Origin of the sequence: Metaplanococcus flavidus (assembly GCF_042675885.1) — a bacterium.
GTDB classification, from domain to species: Bacteria; Bacillota; Bacilli; order Bacillales_A; family Planococcaceae; genus Planococcus; species Planococcus flavidus.
In genome coordinates this window covers 51,665-72,708 of the sequence record NZ_JBHTKI010000020.1, presented here as the reverse complement: position 1 = coordinate 72,708, position 21,044 = coordinate 51,665, and the positions used below count along the sequence as shown (strand labels likewise).

General features: G+C 44.3%; 20 protein-coding genes and 1 pseudogene. 11 read left to right on the top strand and 10 right to left on the bottom strand.

Annotated features, from left to right (window positions below; genetic code table 11):
* Positions 1-170: 170 nt before the first annotated feature.
* Positions 171-1,070 carry an oxidoreductase gene (locus tag ACFQ1X_RS12890; RefSeq protein WP_144840720.1) on the bottom strand — a complete coding sequence of 300 codons (900 nt, stop codon included), beginning with the start codon at positions 1,068-1,070 and terminating at the stop codon, positions 171-173.
* A 324-nt stretch (positions 1,071-1,394) separates the two neighbouring features.
* Between ACFQ1X_RS12890 and ACFQ1X_RS12885 the strand changes: the two genes are divergently transcribed.
* Positions 1,395-2,294, top strand: coding sequence for a 3-hydroxyacyl-CoA dehydrogenase (locus tag ACFQ1X_RS12885; protein WP_144840719.1), 900 nt, complete (start codon positions 1,395-1,397; stop codon positions 2,292-2,294).
* A 140-nt stretch (positions 2,295-2,434) separates the two neighbouring features.
* On the opposite strand, the gene ACFQ1X_RS12880 is transcribed toward ACFQ1X_RS12885, so the two are convergent.
* Complete coding sequence (locus ACFQ1X_RS12880; protein ID WP_144840718.1) at positions 2,435-4,258, bottom strand: LTA synthase family protein; 1,824 nt, start codon at positions 4,256-4,258, stop codon at positions 2,435-2,437.
* Positions 4,259-4,467: 209 nt separating this feature from the next.
* Between ACFQ1X_RS12880 and ACFQ1X_RS12875 the strand changes: the two genes are divergently transcribed.
* Both ACFQ1X_RS12875 and ACFQ1X_RS12870 read left to right on the top strand, forming a co-directional pair.
* Entirely contained in the window at positions 4,468-5,025 is a 558-nt protein-coding gene (locus tag ACFQ1X_RS12875; RefSeq protein ID WP_144840717.1) for a methyltransferase family protein, read from the top strand.
* 19 nt (positions 5,026-5,044) lie between these two features.
* Complete coding sequence (locus tag ACFQ1X_RS12870; RefSeq protein ID WP_144840716.1) at positions 5,045-5,503, top strand: hypothetical protein; 459 nt, start codon at positions 5,045-5,047, stop codon at positions 5,501-5,503.
* Positions 5,504-5,589: 86 nt separating this feature from the next.
* Here the strand turns inward: ACFQ1X_RS12870 and ACFQ1X_RS12865 are convergent, their stop codons facing one another.
* Positions 5,590-6,600: an STAS domain-containing protein gene (locus ACFQ1X_RS12865; protein WP_144840715.1), complete on the bottom strand. Its 1,011-nt coding sequence runs from the start codon at positions 6,598-6,600 to the stop codon at positions 5,590-5,592.
* A 259-nt stretch (positions 6,601-6,859) separates the two neighbouring features.
* Here ACFQ1X_RS12865 and ACFQ1X_RS12860 point away from each other — a divergent pair, with 259 nt between their 5' ends.
* The gene (locus ACFQ1X_RS12860; RefSeq protein ID WP_144840714.1) at positions 6,860-7,363 is read left to right on the top strand and encodes a VOC family protein; all 504 of its coding nucleotides are present in this window, start codon (positions 6,860-6,862) and stop codon (positions 7,361-7,363) included.
* Between the two features lie 77 nt (positions 7,364-7,440).
* On the opposite strand, the gene msrB is transcribed toward ACFQ1X_RS12860, so the two are convergent.
* From msrB to ACFQ1X_RS12840, 4 genes are all read right to left on the bottom strand, one after another.
* On the bottom strand, positions 7,441-8,598 hold the full coding sequence (gene msrB, locus ACFQ1X_RS12855; protein ID WP_144840713.1) for a peptide-methionine (R)-S-oxide reductase MsrB: 1,158 nt from the start codon (positions 8,596-8,598) through the stop codon (positions 7,441-7,443).
* A gap of 20 nt (positions 8,599-8,618) precedes the next feature.
* Positions 8,619-9,143 (bottom strand): TlpA family protein disulfide reductase, encoded by a 525-nt coding sequence (locus ACFQ1X_RS12850; protein ID WP_144840712.1) that lies wholly within the window; start codon positions 9,141-9,143, stop codon positions 8,619-8,621.
* Between the two features lie 205 nt (positions 9,144-9,348).
* Positions 9,349-9,861: an NUDIX hydrolase gene (locus tag ACFQ1X_RS12845; RefSeq protein ID WP_379082855.1), complete on the bottom strand. Its 513-nt coding sequence runs from the start codon at positions 9,859-9,861 to the stop codon at positions 9,349-9,351.
* Positions 9,862-9,950: 89 nt separating this feature from the next.
* Positions 9,951-10,688 (bottom strand): hypothetical protein, encoded by a 738-nt coding sequence (locus ACFQ1X_RS12840; protein ID WP_144840710.1) that lies wholly within the window; start codon positions 10,686-10,688, stop codon positions 9,951-9,953.
* Positions 10,689-10,838: 150 nt separating this feature from the next.
* Here ACFQ1X_RS12840 and ACFQ1X_RS12835 point away from each other — a divergent pair, with 150 nt between their 5' ends.
* The 3 genes from ACFQ1X_RS12835 to ACFQ1X_RS12825 all read left to right on the top strand — a co-directional run bounded on the left by ACFQ1X_RS12835 (position 10,839) and on the right by ACFQ1X_RS12825 (position 12,612).
* Positions 10,839-11,027, top strand: a complete 189-nt coding sequence (locus tag ACFQ1X_RS12835) for a hypothetical protein (RefSeq protein WP_144840709.1) — start codon at positions 10,839-10,841, stop codon at positions 11,025-11,027.
* Positions 11,028-11,126: 99 nt separating this feature from the next.
* The gene (locus tag ACFQ1X_RS12830) at positions 11,127-11,618 is read left to right on the top strand and encodes a hypothetical protein (RefSeq protein WP_144840708.1); all 492 of its coding nucleotides are present in this window, start codon (positions 11,127-11,129) and stop codon (positions 11,616-11,618) included.
* 196 nt (positions 11,619-11,814) lie between these two features.
* Positions 11,815-12,612 (top strand): SDR family NAD(P)-dependent oxidoreductase, encoded by a 798-nt coding sequence (locus tag ACFQ1X_RS12825; RefSeq protein ID WP_144840707.1) that lies wholly within the window; start codon positions 11,815-11,817, stop codon positions 12,610-12,612.
* Positions 12,613-12,710: 98 nt separating this feature from the next.
* Here ACFQ1X_RS12825 and ACFQ1X_RS12820 read toward each other — a convergent pair.
* Positions 12,711-13,517 (bottom strand): annotated as a pseudogene (locus tag ACFQ1X_RS12820) (sugar phosphate isomerase/epimerase family protein); the annotation flags it as partial.
* Between ACFQ1X_RS12820 and ACFQ1X_RS12815 the strand changes: the two are divergent.
* The 3 genes from ACFQ1X_RS12815 to ACFQ1X_RS12805 are packed head-to-tail and all read left to right on the top strand — an operon-like array spanning position 13,450 to position 16,811.
* Positions 13,450-14,775 (top strand): sugar ABC transporter ATP-binding protein, encoded by a 1,326-nt coding sequence (locus ACFQ1X_RS12815; protein ID WP_379082850.1) that lies wholly within the window; start codon positions 13,450-13,452, stop codon positions 14,773-14,775. The pseudogene ACFQ1X_RS12820 and the gene ACFQ1X_RS12815 sit on opposite strands and share 68 nt — an antisense overlap.
* The gene (locus ACFQ1X_RS12810) at positions 14,768-15,742 is read left to right on the top strand and encodes an ABC transporter permease (RefSeq protein ID WP_379082847.1); all 975 of its coding nucleotides are present in this window, start codon (positions 14,768-14,770) and stop codon (positions 15,740-15,742) included. The genes ACFQ1X_RS12815 and ACFQ1X_RS12810 overlap by 8 nt, the downstream gene beginning before the upstream one ends.
* 10 nt (positions 15,743-15,752) lie before the next feature.
* Positions 15,753-16,811, top strand: coding sequence for a Gfo/Idh/MocA family protein (locus tag ACFQ1X_RS12805; protein ID WP_144840704.1), 1,059 nt, complete (start codon positions 15,753-15,755; stop codon positions 16,809-16,811).
* Positions 16,812-16,880: 69 nt separating this feature from the next.
* Here ACFQ1X_RS12805 and ACFQ1X_RS12800 read toward each other — a convergent pair whose 3' ends face one another.
* Positions 16,881-17,735, bottom strand: coding sequence for a GNAT family N-acetyltransferase (locus tag ACFQ1X_RS12800; protein ID WP_379082843.1), 855 nt, complete (start codon positions 17,733-17,735; stop codon positions 16,881-16,883).
* A gap of 339 nt (positions 17,736-18,074) precedes the next feature.
* Here ACFQ1X_RS12800 and ACFQ1X_RS12795 point away from each other — a divergent pair, with 339 nt between their 5' ends.
* Complete coding sequence (locus ACFQ1X_RS12795; RefSeq protein ID WP_379082921.1) at positions 18,075-19,280, top strand: M14 family zinc carboxypeptidase; 1,206 nt, start codon at positions 18,075-18,077, stop codon at positions 19,278-19,280.
* Positions 19,281-19,723: 443 nt separating this feature from the next.
* On the opposite strand, the gene ACFQ1X_RS12790 is transcribed toward ACFQ1X_RS12795, so the two are convergent.
* Complete coding sequence (locus ACFQ1X_RS12790; protein WP_144840702.1) at positions 19,724-20,941, bottom strand: EAL domain-containing protein; 1,218 nt, start codon at positions 20,939-20,941, stop codon at positions 19,724-19,726.
* Positions 20,942-21,044 lie beyond the last annotated feature (103 nt).

Below are 21,044 nucleotides of genomic sequence, written 5' to 3'. Positions count from 1 at the left end.
GAATGTGGCGACCGCAACTAAACTCATCGGAACCGCAACTAATTGTGCGATAACCGCAACTAAATAGTAAAACTTCGCAACTAATCCACGATTTCGCGCAACTAAAAATAAATTAAAAGAAAATCTTGGAAAATAAAATACTGTTGAAATTGAATCGCAACAAACTCCACTCATCCTCCAAAATTAAATTTTATGCCAGTCAATTCCTCCGATACCTGCCATAACCGTTTCGCCACTTCTTCATCAAGTGCCGAGGAATTCGGCGTCTCAAGAACCGGGTAGCCTTTCCGTCGGCCAGGGCCATCGGGGCCGATGTATTCACCGCCTTGCAATTTTGGATCAAGTGCGGCGTAAACAGTGGCCAACGCTCCGATGGCTGGTGGCTGCAGATAATATCTATTGGCAAGCTTGCGGAGCAGCAGGGGGGCGTCCCTGTTGCCGAGCTTGAAGATGTTCGTGGCTGATACGCCCGGGTGGCAGGCAACGCTGATCGTCTGGTAGCCATGCCGTTTCAGTCGGCGGTCGAGTTCGAGTGCGAAAAGCATATTGGCAAGCTTGCTTTGATTGTAGAATTTTTTCGCCTTGTAGCCTTTGGAGCCGTCCAGGTTATCAAAATCGATTGCTCCCCGGCTATGCGCAAGGCTGCCGATCGTCACGACACGTGAGTCCGGCGTTCTATTGAGCAGCGGCAAAAGCAAAGCAGTCAGCGCAAAATGGCCGAGGTGATTGCTGCCGAACTGCATTTCAAATCCGTCTGTCGTTTTGGAAAATGGCGGCATCATGACACCGGCATTATTGACCAGTAAATCCAGCGAGCCAAAGTCACGCAGAACCCCCGAGGCAAATGATCGGACACTGGCCAAATCTGCAACATCGAGCAGACGGATTTCAATGTTTGCCTCTGGATGAATTGTGAGTATTTCTTTGCGGGCGATGGTGCCTTTGGAAGTATTGCGCACAGCCAAAATGACCAGCATCCCTTTGCCGGCCAGCACTTTGGCGGCTTCCAATCCGATGCCGCTATTGGCGCCTGTGATGATTGCAGTGTTACCGGCTAAATCTTGTTTCATATGTATAACGTCCTTTCCAGAGCTCCATTTATCAACAAGGCTAATCCACGTGTATACAAATCAATTCTAATGGATTTGAAAGGGAATGCAATTGGTAGGCGTCAGGGTAGTTTCAGGCAGCCATTTAGGCAAGGTAAAATATTTTTTTATGGAAAAAAAGGAATTTTATAAAATGACGATCGGCTGGAAAGGAATTTACAGCAACAATCGAGTATAATGTGTTTTAAAGAATATTCACGTTTTAAACTCCAGTTTATGGAGATGTTTTGCAAAGTTTAAAAAGGGAAAACAATTATATAAAACGAAAAGGGAGATTTGCCATTTATGGATTATAAAAATATTACAGTCGCCGGGAGCGGAGTTCTCGGGAGCCAAATTGCTTTTCAAACGGCATATAAAGGATTTGAAGTCGCCGTTTATGATATTAACGAGGAGGCTATCGGTCAATCGAAAGAACGTATGATGAAACTGAAGGAAAATTATAAGAATGACTTGAAAGCTACAGACGCTGATGTGGATGCGGCCTATGAACGGTTGTCGTTCCATACGGATCTGGCAGAAGCCGCGTCGAAGGCAGATCTCGTCATTGAAGCAATTCCCGAAGTGGTTGCCATCAAGACGGAGTTCTATCAGAAACTGGCTGAAGCAGCACCCGCGAAAACGGTTTTCGTGACCAATTCTTCTACTTTGTTGCCTAGCCAGTTTGCAGAAGCTACGGGTCGTCCGGAAAAATTCCTGGCATTGCACTTTGCCAATACTATCTGGGTCAACAATACAGCCGAGGTCATGAAGCATCCGGGGACGGATATGGGAATTTTCGATGAAGTCATCGATTTTGCAAAAGCGATCGGGATGGTGGCGCTGCCATTATATAAAGAACAGCCTGGATATATCCTGAATTCCTTGCTCGTGCCATTCCTTGAAGCTGCAGAATTATTGCTTGTGAAAGAAGTGGCGGATGTACAGACCGTCGACAAGACATGGATGATTGCCACGGGAGCTCCGCTTGGCCCATTCGCGATTCTGGATGTCGTCGGCATTCGAACAGCGCATAACATCGTCAAGGCGAAAGCTGCTGCGACAGGCAGAGAGGATTTCGTGAAGCTTGCTGAAATGCTGCAGAACGACTATATTGACAAAGGGAAAATTGGACGTGAATCCGGTGAAGGCTTCTATAAATACCCGAACCCGGCTTTCGCCGATTCTGATTTCCTGAAAAACTGATTAAAAATTCCGGCACGATAAAAAGGCAGCGAAGTGTAAATCTTCGCTGCCTTTTCTTATTGAAAAAGATTCCGCAACACAGTTCAGCTTAAAACGGTGTCGCATAGTAAGGGCTCACGTCACCCTGTCGCTTAAGTTCTTCACTGTTCATGCCGGATCTTTTCCAGTGCATTTTCATGGATGATTAAATCTGAAACACGCAGTTGTTCCGAAGCTTCGTCAATTTTTTCCTCGCAGTTTTCGAAAGCGACTTTCATGTAGGTCTGAGTGGAATAGCAAGTTCCACTGCCTATCGGTTCAGTAAGATCAGGCTTGTAATAAAAATCATCAAATCGAAACGATCCATCACGAAAGACACTCATATTATCGTGCTCATCGAGCAGCGAATCGCCAAGCATAAATGGCGGTTCAATGTCCAGAATATCCAGAATTGTCGAAGCGATATCAATCTGGCCACCGACATTTTCGTTGATTTCTCCGGCTTTTGTACCTGGTGGCTTTATGAAGAGTGGAACGCCATGGTCCAATTCAAAGAGTGCGACTATATTGTCTGCACCAGCATCTTTCGCCAATTCAGTCCCTCTTTTTGACAGTCCACTGTCATGGTCTCCGTAGAAAATGACGAGTGAATCCTCCCACAAACCATTTTCCTCCATTTCATTTTTCATCTGGCCGACCGCTTCATCGACGTAGTGAATGGTGTGATAATAACCTTTGACCAGATCGTCTTCATATCCGCTGAGATCCAATTTCTTATGCTCTTCAGGAAATTCATAAGGGGTGTGGCTGGTCAAGGCAACCATGAAGGCGAAAAATGGCCTGTTCAATTCTGAGGTATAAGAAAGTGATTGGGAAAGGAAATCTTTATCATTTAAAGCCAATCCGATCTTTTTGTTTTCCGAAAAATCCTCTTTGCTGTAGAATCTGTCAAAGCCGATATTCTGATATATTTTGTCACGGTTCCAAAAGCTTCGCTCGAAAGCGTGCATCGCTGCAGTATCATAGCCATAGTCCTGCAAATGGGCAGGCAAACCGTCGAAATCATGTTCTTCATATTGTGTGTAAACCGACCCGGATTTAACCGGTTGAAGGGAAGTCAGTGTAACAAACTCTGCATCAGAAGTTCTTCCTTCATGCGTTTGATGGTAAAAGTTAGGGAAGTACATTGTTTCATCCTTCAATTTATTCAGGTTTGGCGTCAATTCCTGGCCATTGATTGTCTGATCAATTACCGAAGATTGGAAGGATTCCAATTGCACAACGATGACATTCGGCAAATCTTCCGGTATCGAAGCCGCTTTAATTTCAGGTATCGTTTCAGTCAGCAAATCCACTTGATTTGAAGAAAGTTCATTGTGGCTGACCAGACTGGATGCCCCCCTTAACAAGTCAGCGCCATGATATCCCCAGAACCCCAATTCATAATATTCCCTCATATTGGATATCGGATTGTCCACAAGCCATTCTTCCTTCTGAAGGAAACTCCAGGCAAGCGGAGCAGTGAAAATTATTAGGCCGATGCCCAGAAGCGTCCCTGCAAATTTTGTTCTGCTGCTGCGTGGAGGGGTTCCGGTTTTATTCCTGAAATATAGGAATGCGGAAGAGAAAAATAGAAGGTCTGCAAAAAAAACAAGGTCTTTCCATGCAACGAGTGTCAGAAAGCCTCCGCCGACGCTGCTCATCTGAGGAACATCAGCTATCAGTATGATACTAAGGAGATCTTCGAAATAACGATAATACCAGATATCTGAAACGATCAATGTGCTGTGGAGAAACAATAGGGACAAAAGAATCCAGCGTCTGGTTCGGGCTTTCAGCAATAAAGTCCAGCTTGAGAGCACCAATACGGAAGCGAGATTCAAGATGAAAAGACTGAACGAAAAATCGGTATCAGTATAAACGCTGAAAAGGATCAGCTTACTCATGGAAATAGCCAAATAAACGGCATAATCGAGAAATATCATTCGTGGTGCACCTCCAATGGAGCCAGGGGCTTAATACTGCTTATTTATATCTTAATACCTCTTTTTGCTTTGCCGAAAACATGCAGGCCTGGACTTCATATTATGGACACAAAACGGAGGAGAAACCCGAGCACACGTGCTTGAAAATTGTCTTGTGTCAAAATTATCTGTAAAATTAAGTGGATAAACAGGAAAGGCAGAGGTTATGGATGACAGCATTGGATTGGATTTTTACAGCAATAGCCATCTTATGGATTTTTGAATTTATCCTGTTCCGTAACCGCGGAACAACTCAGGAAGATAAGGTGGAAAAACGTTCTTTCCTGTTGATTTTTGGTGCTCTGGCGGGTACCATAACCGCTGCCGCAATTATTGGTGAAATGCGTCTTTTTGAAACAGCAATGCCTTGGCTGAAAATGATGGGGATTTTGTTGTTTGCGGCAGGTGTATTTCTCCGATATTGGGGAATTCTTCATTTAAAGGCTCAGTTCACCAGGCATGTGACTGTGCAGCAGGGAGATGGAATCGTCAGCACGGGACCTTACCGGAAACTGCGCCATCCGCTGTATACAGGATTATTATTCATTGCCATCGGTATGGCCCTTTTTTTCCAAAGCATCGTTGCCGCAATTTTCGGTGGCGTTTTGGTAGGATGGGCATTAACGAAAAGAATGGATGGAGAAGAAGCTATGTTGACAGAGGAATTTGGCGAAGAATACCGGGAATGGATGAAGCGTCGTTCGAGGCTCATACCATTCATCTATTAATGGAAAGTGAGTGGTCTGTGTGAAACTTCCTGCTGGGGTAAGCGGTTTTTACAAATCTGATGAACAAAAGCCGCCGGAAATAGACGTTGGTAAGTACAAAGAACTGTGTTACGGAATCGCAAGAAATCTTGAAGGAGATCTGCTGGAGTTTTCAGATACGCTTTACCCTGCAAATTTCTTTAAAGCTGATTTCAGGTTGCCGGACATGAATATTTGCCTGGTCATGAATAAACATTATCCGATTGTTGCCTTTGCTACTGCAGTAGAGGATTTAAAAATTAAATTTATTGATTATTCTACAGGAACCGATGTGGTCCCGGAAGAATTTACAGTACTGTCTGCAGAGATTCTGGAGGCACCTGTTCCAGAGGATCCAAACGACTTGCCAGAAAGTAATTTGAATAAAGGCGAAATTGAACAGATAAAGTACTGGAAACCGGATACGGTGGGACAAATTATTTTCAATTTCTGGGATTGAGGCACAAATGACTGAACGAACAAACACCACCCCGAGTTTTACTGGGGTGGTGTTTGTTTTGTTTGAAAAAACAAGTATGAAAATAATTATGTGATTTCCCTGCCACTCTTGCCGAGTGCATAATAGACTCCGTGCTGGAGGCTTTGAAGACATTCGAATTTTCGAAGATTGCTTTTCGATTGGATGATCACCATCGCAAGCTCCGGCGATACGCCGACGAGTATGGTTTCGATGCCGAGGAGGCGGGCGGCAGCTCCCAGTTTGTCGATAAGCATGGCCGTATGTTCAGAAATGTGTTTATGCAGTCCCGTTAGGTCGAGGAGGAGATATTGAGCCTGGAGTTTCGGTAATTCGCTCAATGTATTGTAAATCAAATCTTCCGAGCGGTCTTCGTCATAACTGCCGATCATCGGCACCACAACAATTTTTTCCAATACCGGAATAATTGGAGAAGAAAGCTCTTTCACAAGGCTTTGCAGCATTTTTGTCTTTTCATCCACCCTGCGTTCAAGCTCTTTGATCTGCATCGCTTCCTGCTTTCTGGACATTTCGTGGATATTGGATTGCACTGTAACATCAGACGGATAATATTCAACTATGCTGTAAGGAGTCTCGTCATTTTGATACTGAATGACTGTGTACCAGAAGTTGGTGCCAAAGAGGCCCGTCAATACGCCGGCATAATGGGAGGGTACGAAAATTCCTTCCAGGCCCTTTTGTTTACGAAGGTTCATTTTGTATTCCCAATCATCCTGGATGTGGAGGGTGAAATTCTTGGCTTCTTCATCCATCTCGACAATTTTCACTTTGCCCCAGCCAGCGGGCGCATATGTATTGGACAGCCATTCCACCACGTTTGAAGTGTTGATTTTTTTTCTGTCGAGAAACCCTTCCCCGACTATGACTCCCTGCCGGAAACCGGTAGTCTCCAAAACGAGTTTAGTGGCTTCAGTACCTGAAATTTCCCGAATCGAATCAAAAAACGTTTCCATTGCCGAAATCCAAAACAGCACAACGTCTCCATCTTCAAACAATACTTCACCGGTTTCCAAATCCCATTTTAATTCCACATCACCAACAGTAATCTGCTTTTTCATAATTTTTGATCCTCCGATATGCTGATATTTCCCATTTATACGGCATTAAGAGCAAGTATATTACACAAATATATTAATACTGTATCTTATTCCCAAAAAGATCTGGAAGTATGCACACTGTATGAGAAAAATCTTCTTATGAAAAAGATCTCTGTTTAATTGAATAAAGGTACTTAAATCTTGAGCGTCGAATAAACTGTAGGAATGAAACTGTCGCAAGTTGTTCATCAGCATGACAAAACGGAGGAGGCACAGGAATATGGAAAGGAAGATTCAAAGGATTACGCCAAACTTTTGGTTCAACGGAAATGCGGAAGAAGCGGTAAATCATTATTTTTCAATATTCAAAGATGCTCGTATTGGACGAACTACCCGTTATACCGGCGACGGCAAGGAGTTTCATGGAATGGAAGAAGGAGCTGTAATGACAATTGAATTCCAGCTCGAAGACCAGCAATATCTCGCTTTGAATGGAGGGGGCGATTTCAAATTCAACGAAGCCATTTCTTTTATCGTTAATTGCGACTCACAGGAGGAAGTAGATTATTATTGGGAGAAATTGAGCGAAGGCGGGGATGAATCAGCGCAAGTTTGCGGCTGGCTGAAAGATAAATTCGGTATATCCTGGCAAGTGGTGCCAATCGAACTTGATGATATGATGCAGGACGGCGACAAGGAAAAAGTCAGCCGTGTGATGAACTCCCTGTTGCAGATGAAAAAGCTGGACCTCAACGAATTAAGGAGAGCTTATGTCGGGGAATAGACTAGAGAATTGATGGTGAACAGTAAAAAGCGGCATCTTCCGATGGGGAAGGTGCCGCTTTCATTGTCTCTATCCGATTAACTTTCCTGTTCCACCAAGTTGCTGAGATAATCATATCCCTGTGCTTCCATTTCTTCAGCCGGAATGAACAGGATCGAGGCGCTGTTAATGCAATAGCGCAGGCCGCCTCTGTCTTTTGGGCCGTCTTCGAAAACATGGCCGAGGTGGCTGTCACCGGAGCGGCTGCGGACTTCAGTGCGCATCATATTGAAGGTGGTATCAAGGTGTTCGGTCACGACACCGGGTTCGATAGGCTTCGTGAAGCTCGGCCAGCCACATTTTGAATCGTATTTATCAGCAGAAGAAAACAGCGGTTCACCTGTTGCGACATCCACATAGATTCCGGGTTCGTAATTGTCCCAGTATTCATTGGAATAAGCGGTTTCGGTGTCATCTTTTTGTGTGACATTATATTGTGCTTCCGTCAATTTCGCTTTCAACTCTTCATCACTTGGTTTCGGATAATCCGCGGGGTCGATCAGTGCAGGAATCTCCTGGTCTTCAAGGGAATCAAATTCGATGTGGCAATAGCCATCCGGATTTTTTTCTAGATAATCCTGGTGGTATTCCTCTGCCAGGTAATAATGTTCCAAAGGTTCGACTTCTGTCACGATCGGCTTGTCGTAACGCTCAGCTTCAGCTGCCACAATCCCATCGATGATTGCCCGTTCTGCTTCATCTTCATAAAAGACGGCAGTACGGTACATCGTTCCTTTGTCATTGCCCTGCTGATTCAGCAAAGTCGGATCGATGATCATGAAGAATTGTGAAACGAGACTTTCAAGGTCGATGCGCTCCGGATCATACTGGACATGCACCGTTTCGGCGTGTCCTGTGTTTTTATAAAGAACGTCCTCGTAGGCAGGGTTTTCAGTGTTGCCGTTCGCATAACCGGAAGTCACGTCATATACGCCGTAAACGCGGTCCATATAGGCTTCGACTCCCCAGAAACAACCACCGGCAAACCAGATGCTTTCCAGGTTTTCCGTGTCGAACACCAAATCGTCATTCGGATTGTCCGGGAACTTGTTTGGCGCATCCGGTGCATCGGTCATCCCGGTGGTAGTAGATCCGGCAGGTGATGCAGAATCCGAATTTTCTAAAGCTCCGGGCAAGGAACAGGCAGCTAACAGCAGCAGTAGAAATAACAGCAGCATTGGAAATTTGAACTTCATTTCAAGTCGACCGCCTTCCATTATTGGATAGTATCAAAAGTTTCATAAATCTGTTCATTGCTCATATGGCCGGTCTGGCTTTTCACCAGCACGCCGTCAGTACCGATAAAGACGGATGTCGGATAGCCGATGATACCGTAGTCGTCGAAGGCAGGGCCGCCTTCATCCAATAAAACCTGAATATTTGATGTGTTGTCGACGCCTTCAAACCATTTAGAGAAAGATTCGGTGCTCTTTTCGGCATTCGAACCCGGTGAGACGATGGTCAACACGTTAAACTCCGGATCCTCACCGGCAAGTGTGTTCAATTCGTTCATGCCGGAAAGACAAATGGAACACCACGACGCCCAAAATTTAATGTAGACTTTTTCTCCGGCATATTCAGAAAGCGCGTGAGTCTCTCCCTGCAGATCTGTCATACTGAATTCAGGAGCAGTTTTGCCATCATTCAACTGTTCGGCAGTTGAAGCTGTCTGGCCGCCTGAGCAGGCAGCGAGAACCAGTATAAGAGTTATAAAAATCGGCAAAGCCAAGTATCGTTTCATTAGGAATCATCCTTTTCGACTTGAAAGTGTAAGCGTTTTACAATTAGGGCTGACAGTACACAGAGAACCTACTGCCTGTACGTATATCATATAGCGAAAAGGTGGAGAAACATACTGAATTGTCTCAGTGTAAGAGTAAATGGGCAATTCGAAACGGTTAGTTCAACATTGAAAAAGCGCCCCCCGGAAGGAAGCGCAGATAATATCATAAAAGGATCATTTGTTGCAGGTCCTGATGATACAGCTGGCATCGCTCCAGCACACTGGGCACTGTCAAACCCAAGCCATCCATTTCCTGCAACTCTTCGAAGGTAACCAGCTTCGCTCCGCAGACTTCTCCCGGCTGCAGGTTCATTGTTGAAGTTTCAATCAATTCCGGTGATTTCCAAATATAGCTGTCCCGGAAATAATGCCCGTATTTTATTTCACCGATTTTTTTTAATTGCTCCGGCGCCGCAACCAGTCCTGTTTCTTCCTCGAGCTCACGAGCAGCACCTTGGAGGCTTGATTCGCTGGCAGTGACTGATCCACCTGTAATTTCCCAAAGAAGTGGATAGGTTTTTGCCGGATCACGCTGGGTTAATAAAATGCGGCCATCCGCATTAATCGTGAATATCTCTACCACCACATGATATTCACCTTTAGTCAATTCGACGCCTCGAAGGTGAGTTTTACCGAGCGTATTCCTGTTTCCATCAAAAAGATCCCAAATTTCCATCTGCTTCACTCCCATTAGATGATTATATAAAAATGGAAACTGAATGGAAAGCTGCAAGGGATTTTTATTTCGAAAAATCACAAAATGGATCAAAGCATCAATTGCATCAGCACAGCGATAAAGATCAGTCCCGCCAGAAATGTGGGAAAGCTGCTGTTTTTTTCATCCGGCAATTCATCATTCATGATATTGAGTATGACACCGCCGGTAAGGAAAGCAGAGAAAAATGCAATAACCAAGTCGCTGGTCGGTGTTATTTGATAAATCAGCCAGCCAATAAAAACTGAAACAGCTAAAACCCAGCGGCCTGCTCTTGTGTACAGATCTTCGTGGGTAAGATGAAGGATCCGGTTATTGGCGATAAAATGAAATGAGAATACGATGAAATAGATAATATAGTCAAAGACCGATTCACCGCTCAGCTCGACCAGCAGATAGCCGATCAGGATGTTGTACATGGCAAAAGCTGAAATTTCGAGGGTGAAAATATGTTTGCTAGGACGTGTCATATTTCTATTCCTTTTATTGTGTTCTTCAGATTTCTCGCTCAATTGGTTGATGCCATAAAAGAATGCAATTCCCCCTAAAGTGGCAAGATAGGTTACATAATCAAGATTTTCCATCCAGCGTGGCAGATCGGCATTTTCAGCAACTTCCTGGTAATGTGTCAGCTCCGGCACCAGATGCATGAAAACATATGCGATGGATCCGCCGGAAACCAGCGACATAAGCCGGTTTTTTGGTTCCCTGCTGAGAAATTTAATATAGTTTGTAAAAACGTGGATAATTGCAAAACCGACAATGACTGCCAGACTCACCCAGAACATATGGTATTCCCCCTTTTTTGATGCACTTTATCTTGCATACCCTTTTTAACTGAAAATATTAGCAGGAATTTTAAAGAAAATACGGTCTTTCCAGAATTTATTGGATATACTGGATGAATAGAAGAACGATTGAAAGGCAGTTGTTTTCGATTGATGAAATTTCTTGGTGTGTACAGCCATTGGATATTATTAATATTGGTGTTTACAAGTCTGGTGGGGAGTTTTTTTAGTGGGCAATATGATGCTGCTTCCATGACTTTCGGCGTCATCGGCTTGTTGGCTGTTGCTTATTTAGTCTATCGCACTGAAGTGGAAAGAAAGAAAAAAACAAAAAATTGATCCACTAGCCGGCCCTTACAGGAGCTGGTTTTATTGTTTAAATTTGGAAGTTTTAGATCTGGACTCTGTCGAATAAAATAATAGGAAGGGGGAAGAGAAATGACCAAAAAAGACAATGCAATTGCTATGTCGCTGCAAATATTGGGCGGAGTAATGATTGCAGCCTTTGCTCTCAGAGCATTGATGGCAATCGATGAATTCGGTGGCGGTCCGGCATTCGAGATTTTATTGCAGGGAGTCATTTTCGGCATGTTATTGATCGGTTTTGGCGAAGTGATCAAACTGATGCAGGGCCTGTTCAACCAGCGGGAACCGGAGCGGCCTGTCGAGGATCCCGAAATGGCACGGCGCCAGGCTTTACGAATCTCGTCTGACAGCAGCGTGTCGATTGAGAACCGCAATAAGATCATGGATTATTATACTAAGAAAAATATGGTGGTGGATGATATTGAAGCTACACCGTATGACGGCTATGCAATCGTCCACCATGATGGACGGAAGGATGTGGTCGATTTGAATAATTGGGAGTTGGAGGTGCTGTCAGAAGCACAATTGAGGAAAAACCCTGAATTGAGGAATCTGGTGGAATAAGTTAAAGCATTTTAAGCTTTTTTGCTGTTTTCAATAAAACAAAAGGGGATGTTCCATAGGAGCATCCCTTTTATCTTGCTGCTGATTTTTATGTGAAAGATTACTTTGAGCTTTTGCACAAATGGCCGTACTCCATGTTTGGTCCATTTTCAGAAGGGAAAAGAAGCATAAAAAATATGCGGGAGGAGAATGGAAAATGGCTTTATTCGCAACAGACGCTTTGGCGCATAAGCACATACTGATTACAGGTGCTACGGGAGGCATCGGCTTTGAAACGGCGAAAGTGGTGGCCGGCATGGGAGCGAAAGTGACGATTACCGGGCGGAATGAAGAAAAACTGAACGCACTGGCTGATGAGTTGGGAAGAATAACGGATGAGGAGAATATTTCGGTCCAGCCTGCAAATCTGACAAACAACGAAGACAGGCTGAAGCTTATAACCAATGCAGAGAAAGCACATGGTTTCATAAATGGCCTCGTCAATTCAGCCGGTGTGGCAGGCGGGCGGACAGTGGAAGAACTGGACGAGGAATTTATTGAAAAGCTGATGAACCTGAACTATAAAAGCACTTTTCTTCTGACTCAGGAAATTTACCGAAAAATGATGGAGCGGAGGGAAGGTGACATCGTTAACCTGGCGAGCCTGTCAGGATTACGTGGGACACATGGCAACACAGCTTACGCAGCGAGTAAATTTGCGGTGGTGGGCTGGACACAATCGATGGCGCTCGAGGCGATTGAATACGGCATTCGTGTCAACGCGGTATGCCCGGGCTATGTTGATACAGAAATGGCAAGGGGCAGCATTCGCAGAAAAGCGGAGCGAAATGGCATTTCTTTTGATGAAGGTATGAAGGAAGCTGCGGCCACTATTCCGTCCGGCCGAATTTCGACACCGGAAGAAGTAGCGAATACGATCGCATTTCTACTGACTGATGCGGCAAGAAATATCGTTGGGGAATCGGTGAAGATTTCGGGAGGCAGCGTGATGTAAATGCTGGTATTGAAGGCATTGGAAATAAATTTTGATTAATAGAAACAAGCTGCAAGCCCTATAATTTGGGGGCTTGCAGCTTGTTTTCATTTATTAGGTTAAGTCCACCACATTTCGCCGACCGATTCCTTCACCATAACCGGCTTCAAGTTTTCCACGGCTTTTGTAAATCCTTCATCAACAGACATCAATCCGTCTTCGTGCTCGATGCTGACGACATAATCATAGCCGTATAAACGCAGCGTACTGATAATGTCTGCCCATGTTTTCTGGTCATGGCCAAAGCCGACCGTCCGGAAATACCAGGCGCGGTCGCGCATCTGGGAATAATCCGTCATATCTGTCAGACCGTTGCGATTCATATTTTCGGGATCAATAATCGTATCTTTTGCATGGAAGTGGTGGATGGCATCTTCGCGTCCGAGTATTTTTATCGCTTCCACGGGATCGATTCCCTGCCACCACATATGGCTCGGATCCAGATTGGCGCCAATCGCATTGCCGCAAGCTTGTCTAAGCTTCAATAAGGTGGCAGGCGTATGTACAGAAAAACCGCCGTGCAGCTCAAGCCCGATCTTTACATTCAACGATTCAGCCAAATGATTTTTTTCCTTCCAATAAGGAATCAATTTTTCTTCCCATTGCCATTTCAGAATTTCCTGAAAGTCATTCGGCCACGCTGCCACAGGCCAGTTGGGATATAGGGCATTTTCATGGTCCCCCGGGCAACCGGAAAAAGTATTGACGACCGGCACCCCAAGTTCAGAGGCCAGCCGGAGAGTTTTATCAAAAATTTCATCCGCCTCTTCGGCAATCTTTTTTTGTGGATGAAGCGGATTGGCGTGGCAGCTTAAGGCACTGATGGTCAATCCGAAATCACTGATCTTTTGTTTAAAGCGCTTTATCCATCAGGAGCTGAATGTCGTTGCAGATTTAACGGTCTATGAGAATATGTTCCTGGGATCGGAGCTCCGCAATAAAATCGGTTTCCTGAAAGTCGAAGAAATGTGCAGACAAACACATGACGTGCTCGCAACACTTGGTGTGGATGTCGACCCGAAAGAATATGTCAGAAAGCTGGACACTTCCTATAAACAATTAATTGAGATTGCAAAGGCATTACTCCGTAAATCCCGTCTGATAATTATGGACGAACCTACAACCTCATTGGCGGAGCATGAAGTGAACCGCTTGTTTGAACTGATGAAAAGTTTAAAGAACTCCGGCGTATCAATCATTTACATTTCGCATAAACTGAAAGAAATCAAGGCGGTATGTGACAGTTATACGGTTTTACGGGATGGGGTGGTTGTCGGAACGGGCAGTATGGAACAGGAAAGCCCGGAAACGATTACAAAAATGATGGTCGGCAAAGCCGTTTCCCAGGAACGTTATGTACATGACAATCCATTTGGACCGGCAATAATGGAAGTCACAAACCTGTCGAGTGAAGGCTTATTCAAAAACATCAGTTTTTCTTTGAGAAAAGGAGAAATCCTGGGCTTTACAGGTCTGGCGGGTGATGGACGAACAGAACTTTTTGAAAGTATTTTTGGCTATCGAAAAAAATACACTGGAGAAATCAGGATAGATGGACGGCCCATAAAAATAGATCATCCCCGACAAGCTGTAAAGGCTGGTATCGGTTTTGTGCCAAAAAATCGCAAGGAAAATGCCATCATCAAAGATCTCAGTGTTATTCAAAATATGAGTTTAGCCTCAATGGGGAATTTCGAAACCACGGGTTTTCTCCGGGACAGTATGGAAAGGGACAGATTCAAGCATTATAAAAAAGTGCTGAATATTAAAGTCCATAATCCACAGATTACGATTGATAAATTGAGCGGCGGCAACCAGCAAAAAGTGGTGATTGCCAAATGGCTTGAAGCAAATACGGAAATCCTGATCTTTGATAATCCAACCCAGGGAATAGACGTTGGAGCCAAACAGGAAATCTACCAGGAAATTGTAGCGCTGTCTGAAGAGGGGAAAGCCGTCATCGTGCTCTCTTCAGAAGCACCTGAAGTAATCAAAATCTGCCATTCCATCAATGTCATGTATCATGGCGAAATTACCGCCCGCTTTGATGGAAAAAAAGCAACTGAGGAAGAGATCATGCAATATGCAACTGGCTCGAAAAGGGAGGCGGAAAAAGTTGGCTAATATCGATGCAAAAGAATATAAGGAAAAAACTTCATCCACAAAAACACGCCTCTCATGGCTATGGTCTGAATACAGTGTGATAATTGCGTTTGTGATCATTTTCATCGCATCTGCAATTTTAAGTCCCCGCTTTTTGGATATGAATAACCAGTTGAATATCCTGATGCAAGTTTCAATAATCGGCATCATTGCAATGGGAATGACGGTCGTTATGCTATCAGGTGGCATCGATTTATCTGTCGGTTCTGTCCTTGCCCTTGCAGGTGTCATTTCAGTTTTGGCTTTGAATGCCTCCGGTAGTATACTCGTTGGTATCTTCACCGCGCTGTTGGTCGGCTCATTCGCCGGGTTCCTGAATGGGTTGATGGTGGCTAAAGGGAGGATCGCCTCCTTTATTGCAACGCTTGGTATGATGGCGGCGGCGAGGTCAATTGCATTGTATATCGCGGATGGAGGCAGTGTGTCCGGCGAAGTGGCAGGTTTTACAGCTATTTCAAACAGTGACTTATGGATATTCGATGTGCCGGTCATCATTTTCCTGATTATGACGGCTGGCGTATACGTGCTGATGCATAAGACCCGTTTTGGCCGTTACGTCTATGCACTTGGAAGCAATGAAAAAGCTGCCTTGCTTTCAGCAATTCGTGTAGACCGCATCAAAATCGGCGTCTATACATTGATCGGTTCATTAGTCGGGATTGCGGCCGTCATTGAAACTTCCCGCTTGAGTTCGATTTCTTCGTCAAGTTCGGGATCTCAATATGAACTGGATGCAATCGCAGCGGTTATCATCGGCGGAACCAGGATGACAGGAGGCCGGGGGAAAATCATCGGCACACTTTTTGGTGTCCTTATTCTGGGCATCCTGAATAATATGATGAACCTGATGAACGTTTCGCCTTATCTGCAGGGATTTGTAAAAGGGCTGATCATCATTATTGCAGTAGTCTTCCAAAAGAGGGAATAGGAGGGATAATATGGGTATGAAAGTTGGGATCATCGGGTGTGGTTCAATCACAAAGTTACGTCACGCCCCAGAATATACCGAGAATCCGTATGTGGATGAAATCGTTTTTTATGACCGAAATATTGACCGGTCGGAAGCCTTGGTGGAACTGTTTGGCGGAAGCATTGTCCATTCAGTGGAAGAGCTGTTCGAAGATCCGGATATCGTTGCAATCAGTGATTGTTCTTCCAATGAAAACCATCATATTTTTTCATCGAAAGCTTTGTTGAGCGGAAAACATGTATTATGTGAAAAGCCGATTTCGCTGACTGTTGACCATGCGAAGGAAATTGTTGCAGCGCAGAAGGAGTCCGGCAAAAAATTGATGGTGGACCATAACCAGCGATTTACACGGGCGCATCAAAAAGCGAAAGAAATTATCAAAAATGGTGAACTTGGAAAAGTGCTCACCTTCAGAACGACTTTTGGACATTCTGGCCCTGAACAATGGGGTATCAACAAAACCAACTCAACCTGGTTCTTCAAGAAAGAACGTTCAGGTTTCGGTGTGGCGGGAGATCTTGGAATCCATAAGCTGGATTTGCTGCATTATTTGCTGGACGATGAAATTGAGCTGGTCAGCGCATTCCAGGGAGCGCTTGATAAGGTGGATGAAAACGGACAGCCTATTGAAGTATGCGACAATATCGTGTGCAGCCTGAAAACGAAAAAAGGGCGTCTGGGCACTGCCAGTTTTTCCTGGACGCATTACGGGGAAGAAGATAATAGCACGGTAATTTATTGTGAAAAAGGCATTTTAAAAATCTATAACAGCGATGAGTACCAGATTGAAGTTCTCACAAAAGATGGTGTCAAGGTCAATTATCAATTGGAAAGTATCCAGACCAATGAAAATCAGACGAATACCGGTGTGATTGATGCATTCATCGACAGCATCCGGCTCGATCAGCCGCCGCTTGTAACAGGGGAAGATGCCCTTCTTTCATTGAAAGTGATCCTTGGACTCATAGAAGCGGCTGAAACCGCCACTGTGGTGAAAATCGAGACAGAATCACTCCTTTACTCCTGAATATTTCATTAACATACGAAAAGAACCGGACATTTCCTGATAACAGGAAATGTCCGGTTCTTTTCGTGTTTATCTGCCTTTGCCATAGAGAATCCATGGAGATGGCAGAACGAAGGAGTGGTTGTCGGGAAGTGCGGCAGCCTGTTGTTTCGTCAAATCCATCCATATATGGGTTTCTTTATTAATTTCGTCAGCAAGTTCCTTGCGTGCGAGTGATATCGTTTCCCACAGTCCAGGCTGCTCCATCAGATCGTCGAACGGATAGACGGCCTGCAGATAATGGTATTTCTTATAATCCCGTTTCGTTATAAGGACCCGGTCGCCTTCCTTGTTTTCAAAGAAATTCCACTGGTCGATCTGGCTGTCTTCAAACATTCCCTCTGTTGCGGGGAATGGGTAATAGCATTCATAGGGAAATACAGCAGCCGGATCTACAAAAAGTTGCTGGAGCCATTGTTTTTTACGGCTGAGATCGTCCTGCCGCTGCCAGACGGTTCCGCCATTTACCAATCGGGTAATCTCTTCAGCAGTTGCACCGTAGCTTATGTAACGCTCGGTGAGACCTATTTTCTTCAGAACCCGCTGGGCAGGAAGGTTTTCTTCCTGGGTATTTGCCCCAACCCATTTGATGCCCGGAAGGTTAAAAGCTTCTTCAAGCACTTTTGACATGAGGGTTGTCGAAAAATCGTTGCCGCGGAAACGAAGGTCGCTGCGCATGCGCCCGAGCATCGCATATTGTTTCGCGAATATTGTCAAACCGCCGATGCTTACTAACTGGTCATCTGCAAATAGCCCGAAAAGTTTATTGTTGCCGGAAGAAATACGGTCGAAAACGCGGATGACATAATCATCTTCGATTCCGGTTTTCATTGCTTTTAAATTGGGCAAATCTTCTTTCGTCAAAACACGGATCAGCTTTTCCATTGAAGTACACTCCCTGTTGCGCATTGTTTCTTCTAATTATAAACACCAAATCTGCAAATCGCATTCAGAAAGAATGAGAAAAGCAGAATAATAGATGTGTAATTATTTCGACCTACGAATTAAATAAATTAGGGAGTCGAAATAATTGGCAAGTAATACACCTTTAGACATGCGAATTAATGGAAAAAAATTAAAAACTATTACTAAAGAATTGAAAATTCAAAATATATTTACAATTGATTTTTGCTTTGCTATGCTGATTTCAATCTTAAGACAAAACAGAGGGAGGTCAGGGAGAAAATTTGGAAAATGTTTATAGACCAAAACAATAAAAAGGAGATGGTTTTATTGAAAAAGAATTGGACAAGTACTTTGGGAGTTCTAGGTTTATGTACAGCATTGGCAATGCCGGTCTATGCGGTTGAGAATGAAGCGAAACCCGAGACACACCATCACGATTACGGAATTTCAGGTTTCATCGATCACGGGGAATTGACAAAAACTTTGTTGCAGCTTGAAGCGAAAAGCAAGGGAACCGTTCAGGTGGAAGTAGCGGGACAATCCTTTAACGGCCTGGATATCTACACAGCAAGAGTCGGGACCGGCGATAAAGTGTTGTTGATCCAAAGCGAAATCCATGGCAATGAAAAAACGGGAACTGTGGCAGTACTTAATTTGCTGAAGAGCCTGTCGAATAATTCCAAGCAGACGAAAGAGCTTCTTGAAGAAGTGACGATCGTTTTCATGCCGATGATGAATCCGGATGCATCAGAAGCGGATAAGCGCCGCAACAGCATGACGTGGTCTGATGTCGTTGATGCGTATCCGCAACTTTCAGGAGCATCGCCTTCGTGGAATTATTTCGACAGCGGTGTCAGCCAAAGCTATGATTATGCAGCCAACCCGGGATTTGATGTAAACCGTGACTTCAATCCGGACTTGGATTATGTGCCGGAAGCAGAAGACTTCCCAGGGGCTTCAAATCAGCCGGGCTGGTTCATCACCCCTGAATCGCAAACTTCCCGCGATGTTTATAAATCCTTGCAGGATGAGTTCGGCAATGTCGATGTGTTTGTCGATCTTCACCACCAGGGAATGTATTATGTCGACGGCACATCCGATCCGGTGACCTTGTCGTTGTCAGCTCAGTTTGTGCCGGATCCAAGTTCTCCGGAAGGTGCGGATTACGCTGAATACGCCGATACGTATGACTATGACTTCTCGCGCCAACTGAACTTGCTTGCTTATAATGAGTTACAGTCCTATGGCGATTCGAAATTCACGAACGTCTCGCTGTATTCCCAGGGACTTGATCTTCCAGGAACTGCGCTTGGCTCTTATGCCTTGAACGGCAGCGGAACAGTGCTCTTCGAAGTAAGAGGCCAGACACAGATGATGGGCCAAAAAGAAAAAGGGCAATTGTCCAAATCTGTTGAACGCGGACTTTCTGCTATCATTGAAGGTGTAGCGGACGGTTCTGTAGCGGAATTAGATCCGGAAGATTATGAAGATATCCCATTGACTGCTTACCGACCAACAAATTAAATTGTATTCAACGAGCTGCCGGCACATGCCCGGCAGCTTTTTTTGTCTGTCAATTTTCATGACTAATTCCAGTTCGTGAGAGGTATGGAAAAAGAAATAAAAAAGACGCAGGGAGCGGTTATGTGGTAAAAGAAAACACGGAAATAGGAATCACTTTGACGCACCCTTTCTGGAATCTATTATGCAATTATATTTCCAAAGATGCTGAACTGATGCTCGGCGAGATGCACTGAAATGCGAAATGCCACCGCTCCTAAAGAAGAGGTGGCATTAAAAAGTATCGACTTTCTTCTAAAAGAACAGCAGGTTCAATATAATCGTCAAGATAATCGACAGGACGATTGAAATGATCAGACTTCCCATACAGGACATGCGCATAATGATCCCACCTTCTTGGATGATAATGTCCATTACCCTTTTTGAAGGAAAATGAAAACTCCCAATCACTGGCGAAGCAAATAATCATTTTCATAGAGGAAGTCGCTGCTGATATCGATAAACAGAAAGCTGTCTTCAGACAGGGGATAGCTGAAAGTCCGAATGATTTCTCCGGTCTCGATATCCGAATAGGTATCTGATAGGATTCCTCGCGGCCACTTTTTCATTCGCATGATATTTTCAAGGAAATACGGGCGAAATGCCCAATTGGAATCCATGTGTTCAGATTCGATTTGCCATAAGCCATTTCGTTTCTGACAATTTGAAGAAATTTGCCGGCCATTGGCATTGCAGATATACATCCTGAAGCTGTCCTTATCAAAAGGCTTAGTCAACAATGTAAAAAAATTATCTGTCAGTACGATTCCATGCCATTTAGGAACTACCTTTTTCAGGATTTCATCACAGGACGAAGAGTAGGCAAGGCATTTTAAAATCAGGGATTTTTCCGAATCTATGAATTTCTGGATGCTGTCGTTGACATCGACTTTCAGTGAACCATTGGAAAGAAGGCTGAAGTCTGGTTTCGCCAGATAATAGCCTTGATAATAATGCCCGCCATGCTTCCAGGCAAAGTGGAGCTGATGTTCATCTTCTATATGCTCATATAATAATTTTGCGCCGATACGGCGAGCGAGCAAAGACAGGGAATAGATGATATCCTGGAAAATTTCCGGTCTGTTGGTACGGATAACTGTGGTATCAATTTTAAGGATGTCCGGTTTCAATTGGCGGATCCGGTCTATATTCGAACTTTTCGCCCCGATATGGTCGACGGCAATCTGGATGCCGAAGGTTTTATAATATAGAAGAAGATGGTTTAAGGATTCGAAGTCTTCCTCAAATGCATGCTCTGTAATTTCAAGCACAATCCGGTCGAGTGAAAAACCTTTTGCTTCAAATTCCTGAAGAACAGCGATAAATTCACCACCTCCATCAGCCAATAATTGCTTGGCATCGCGATAAAGGAAAAGTTTGCATTTATTTTCGTGCTTCATCATTTTCTGCATGGCCATCCTCAACAGGTGGGTATCAATTTCTATTTTAAAGTCATCGGGAACATCAGGATTTTGAAAAAATTCACCGAGACTCTGCCATTCATCCTGATAGTTGAATCGTCCCCGCACTTCATAGCCGATAATAGTATGTTTCACAGCACTGACAATCGGCTGGAATACAGGTTTTATATTTTCCGGGTTTTCAAGAACAAGCAAGGGATCCAAACTTTTCGCCTCCTTTGGCTCTATAGATGTTTACTCAATAACAAAATTGGGTGCAATAAGTAATGCTGAAATCCGGTGGGCAGATCTCCTTGTTTTACAAGCT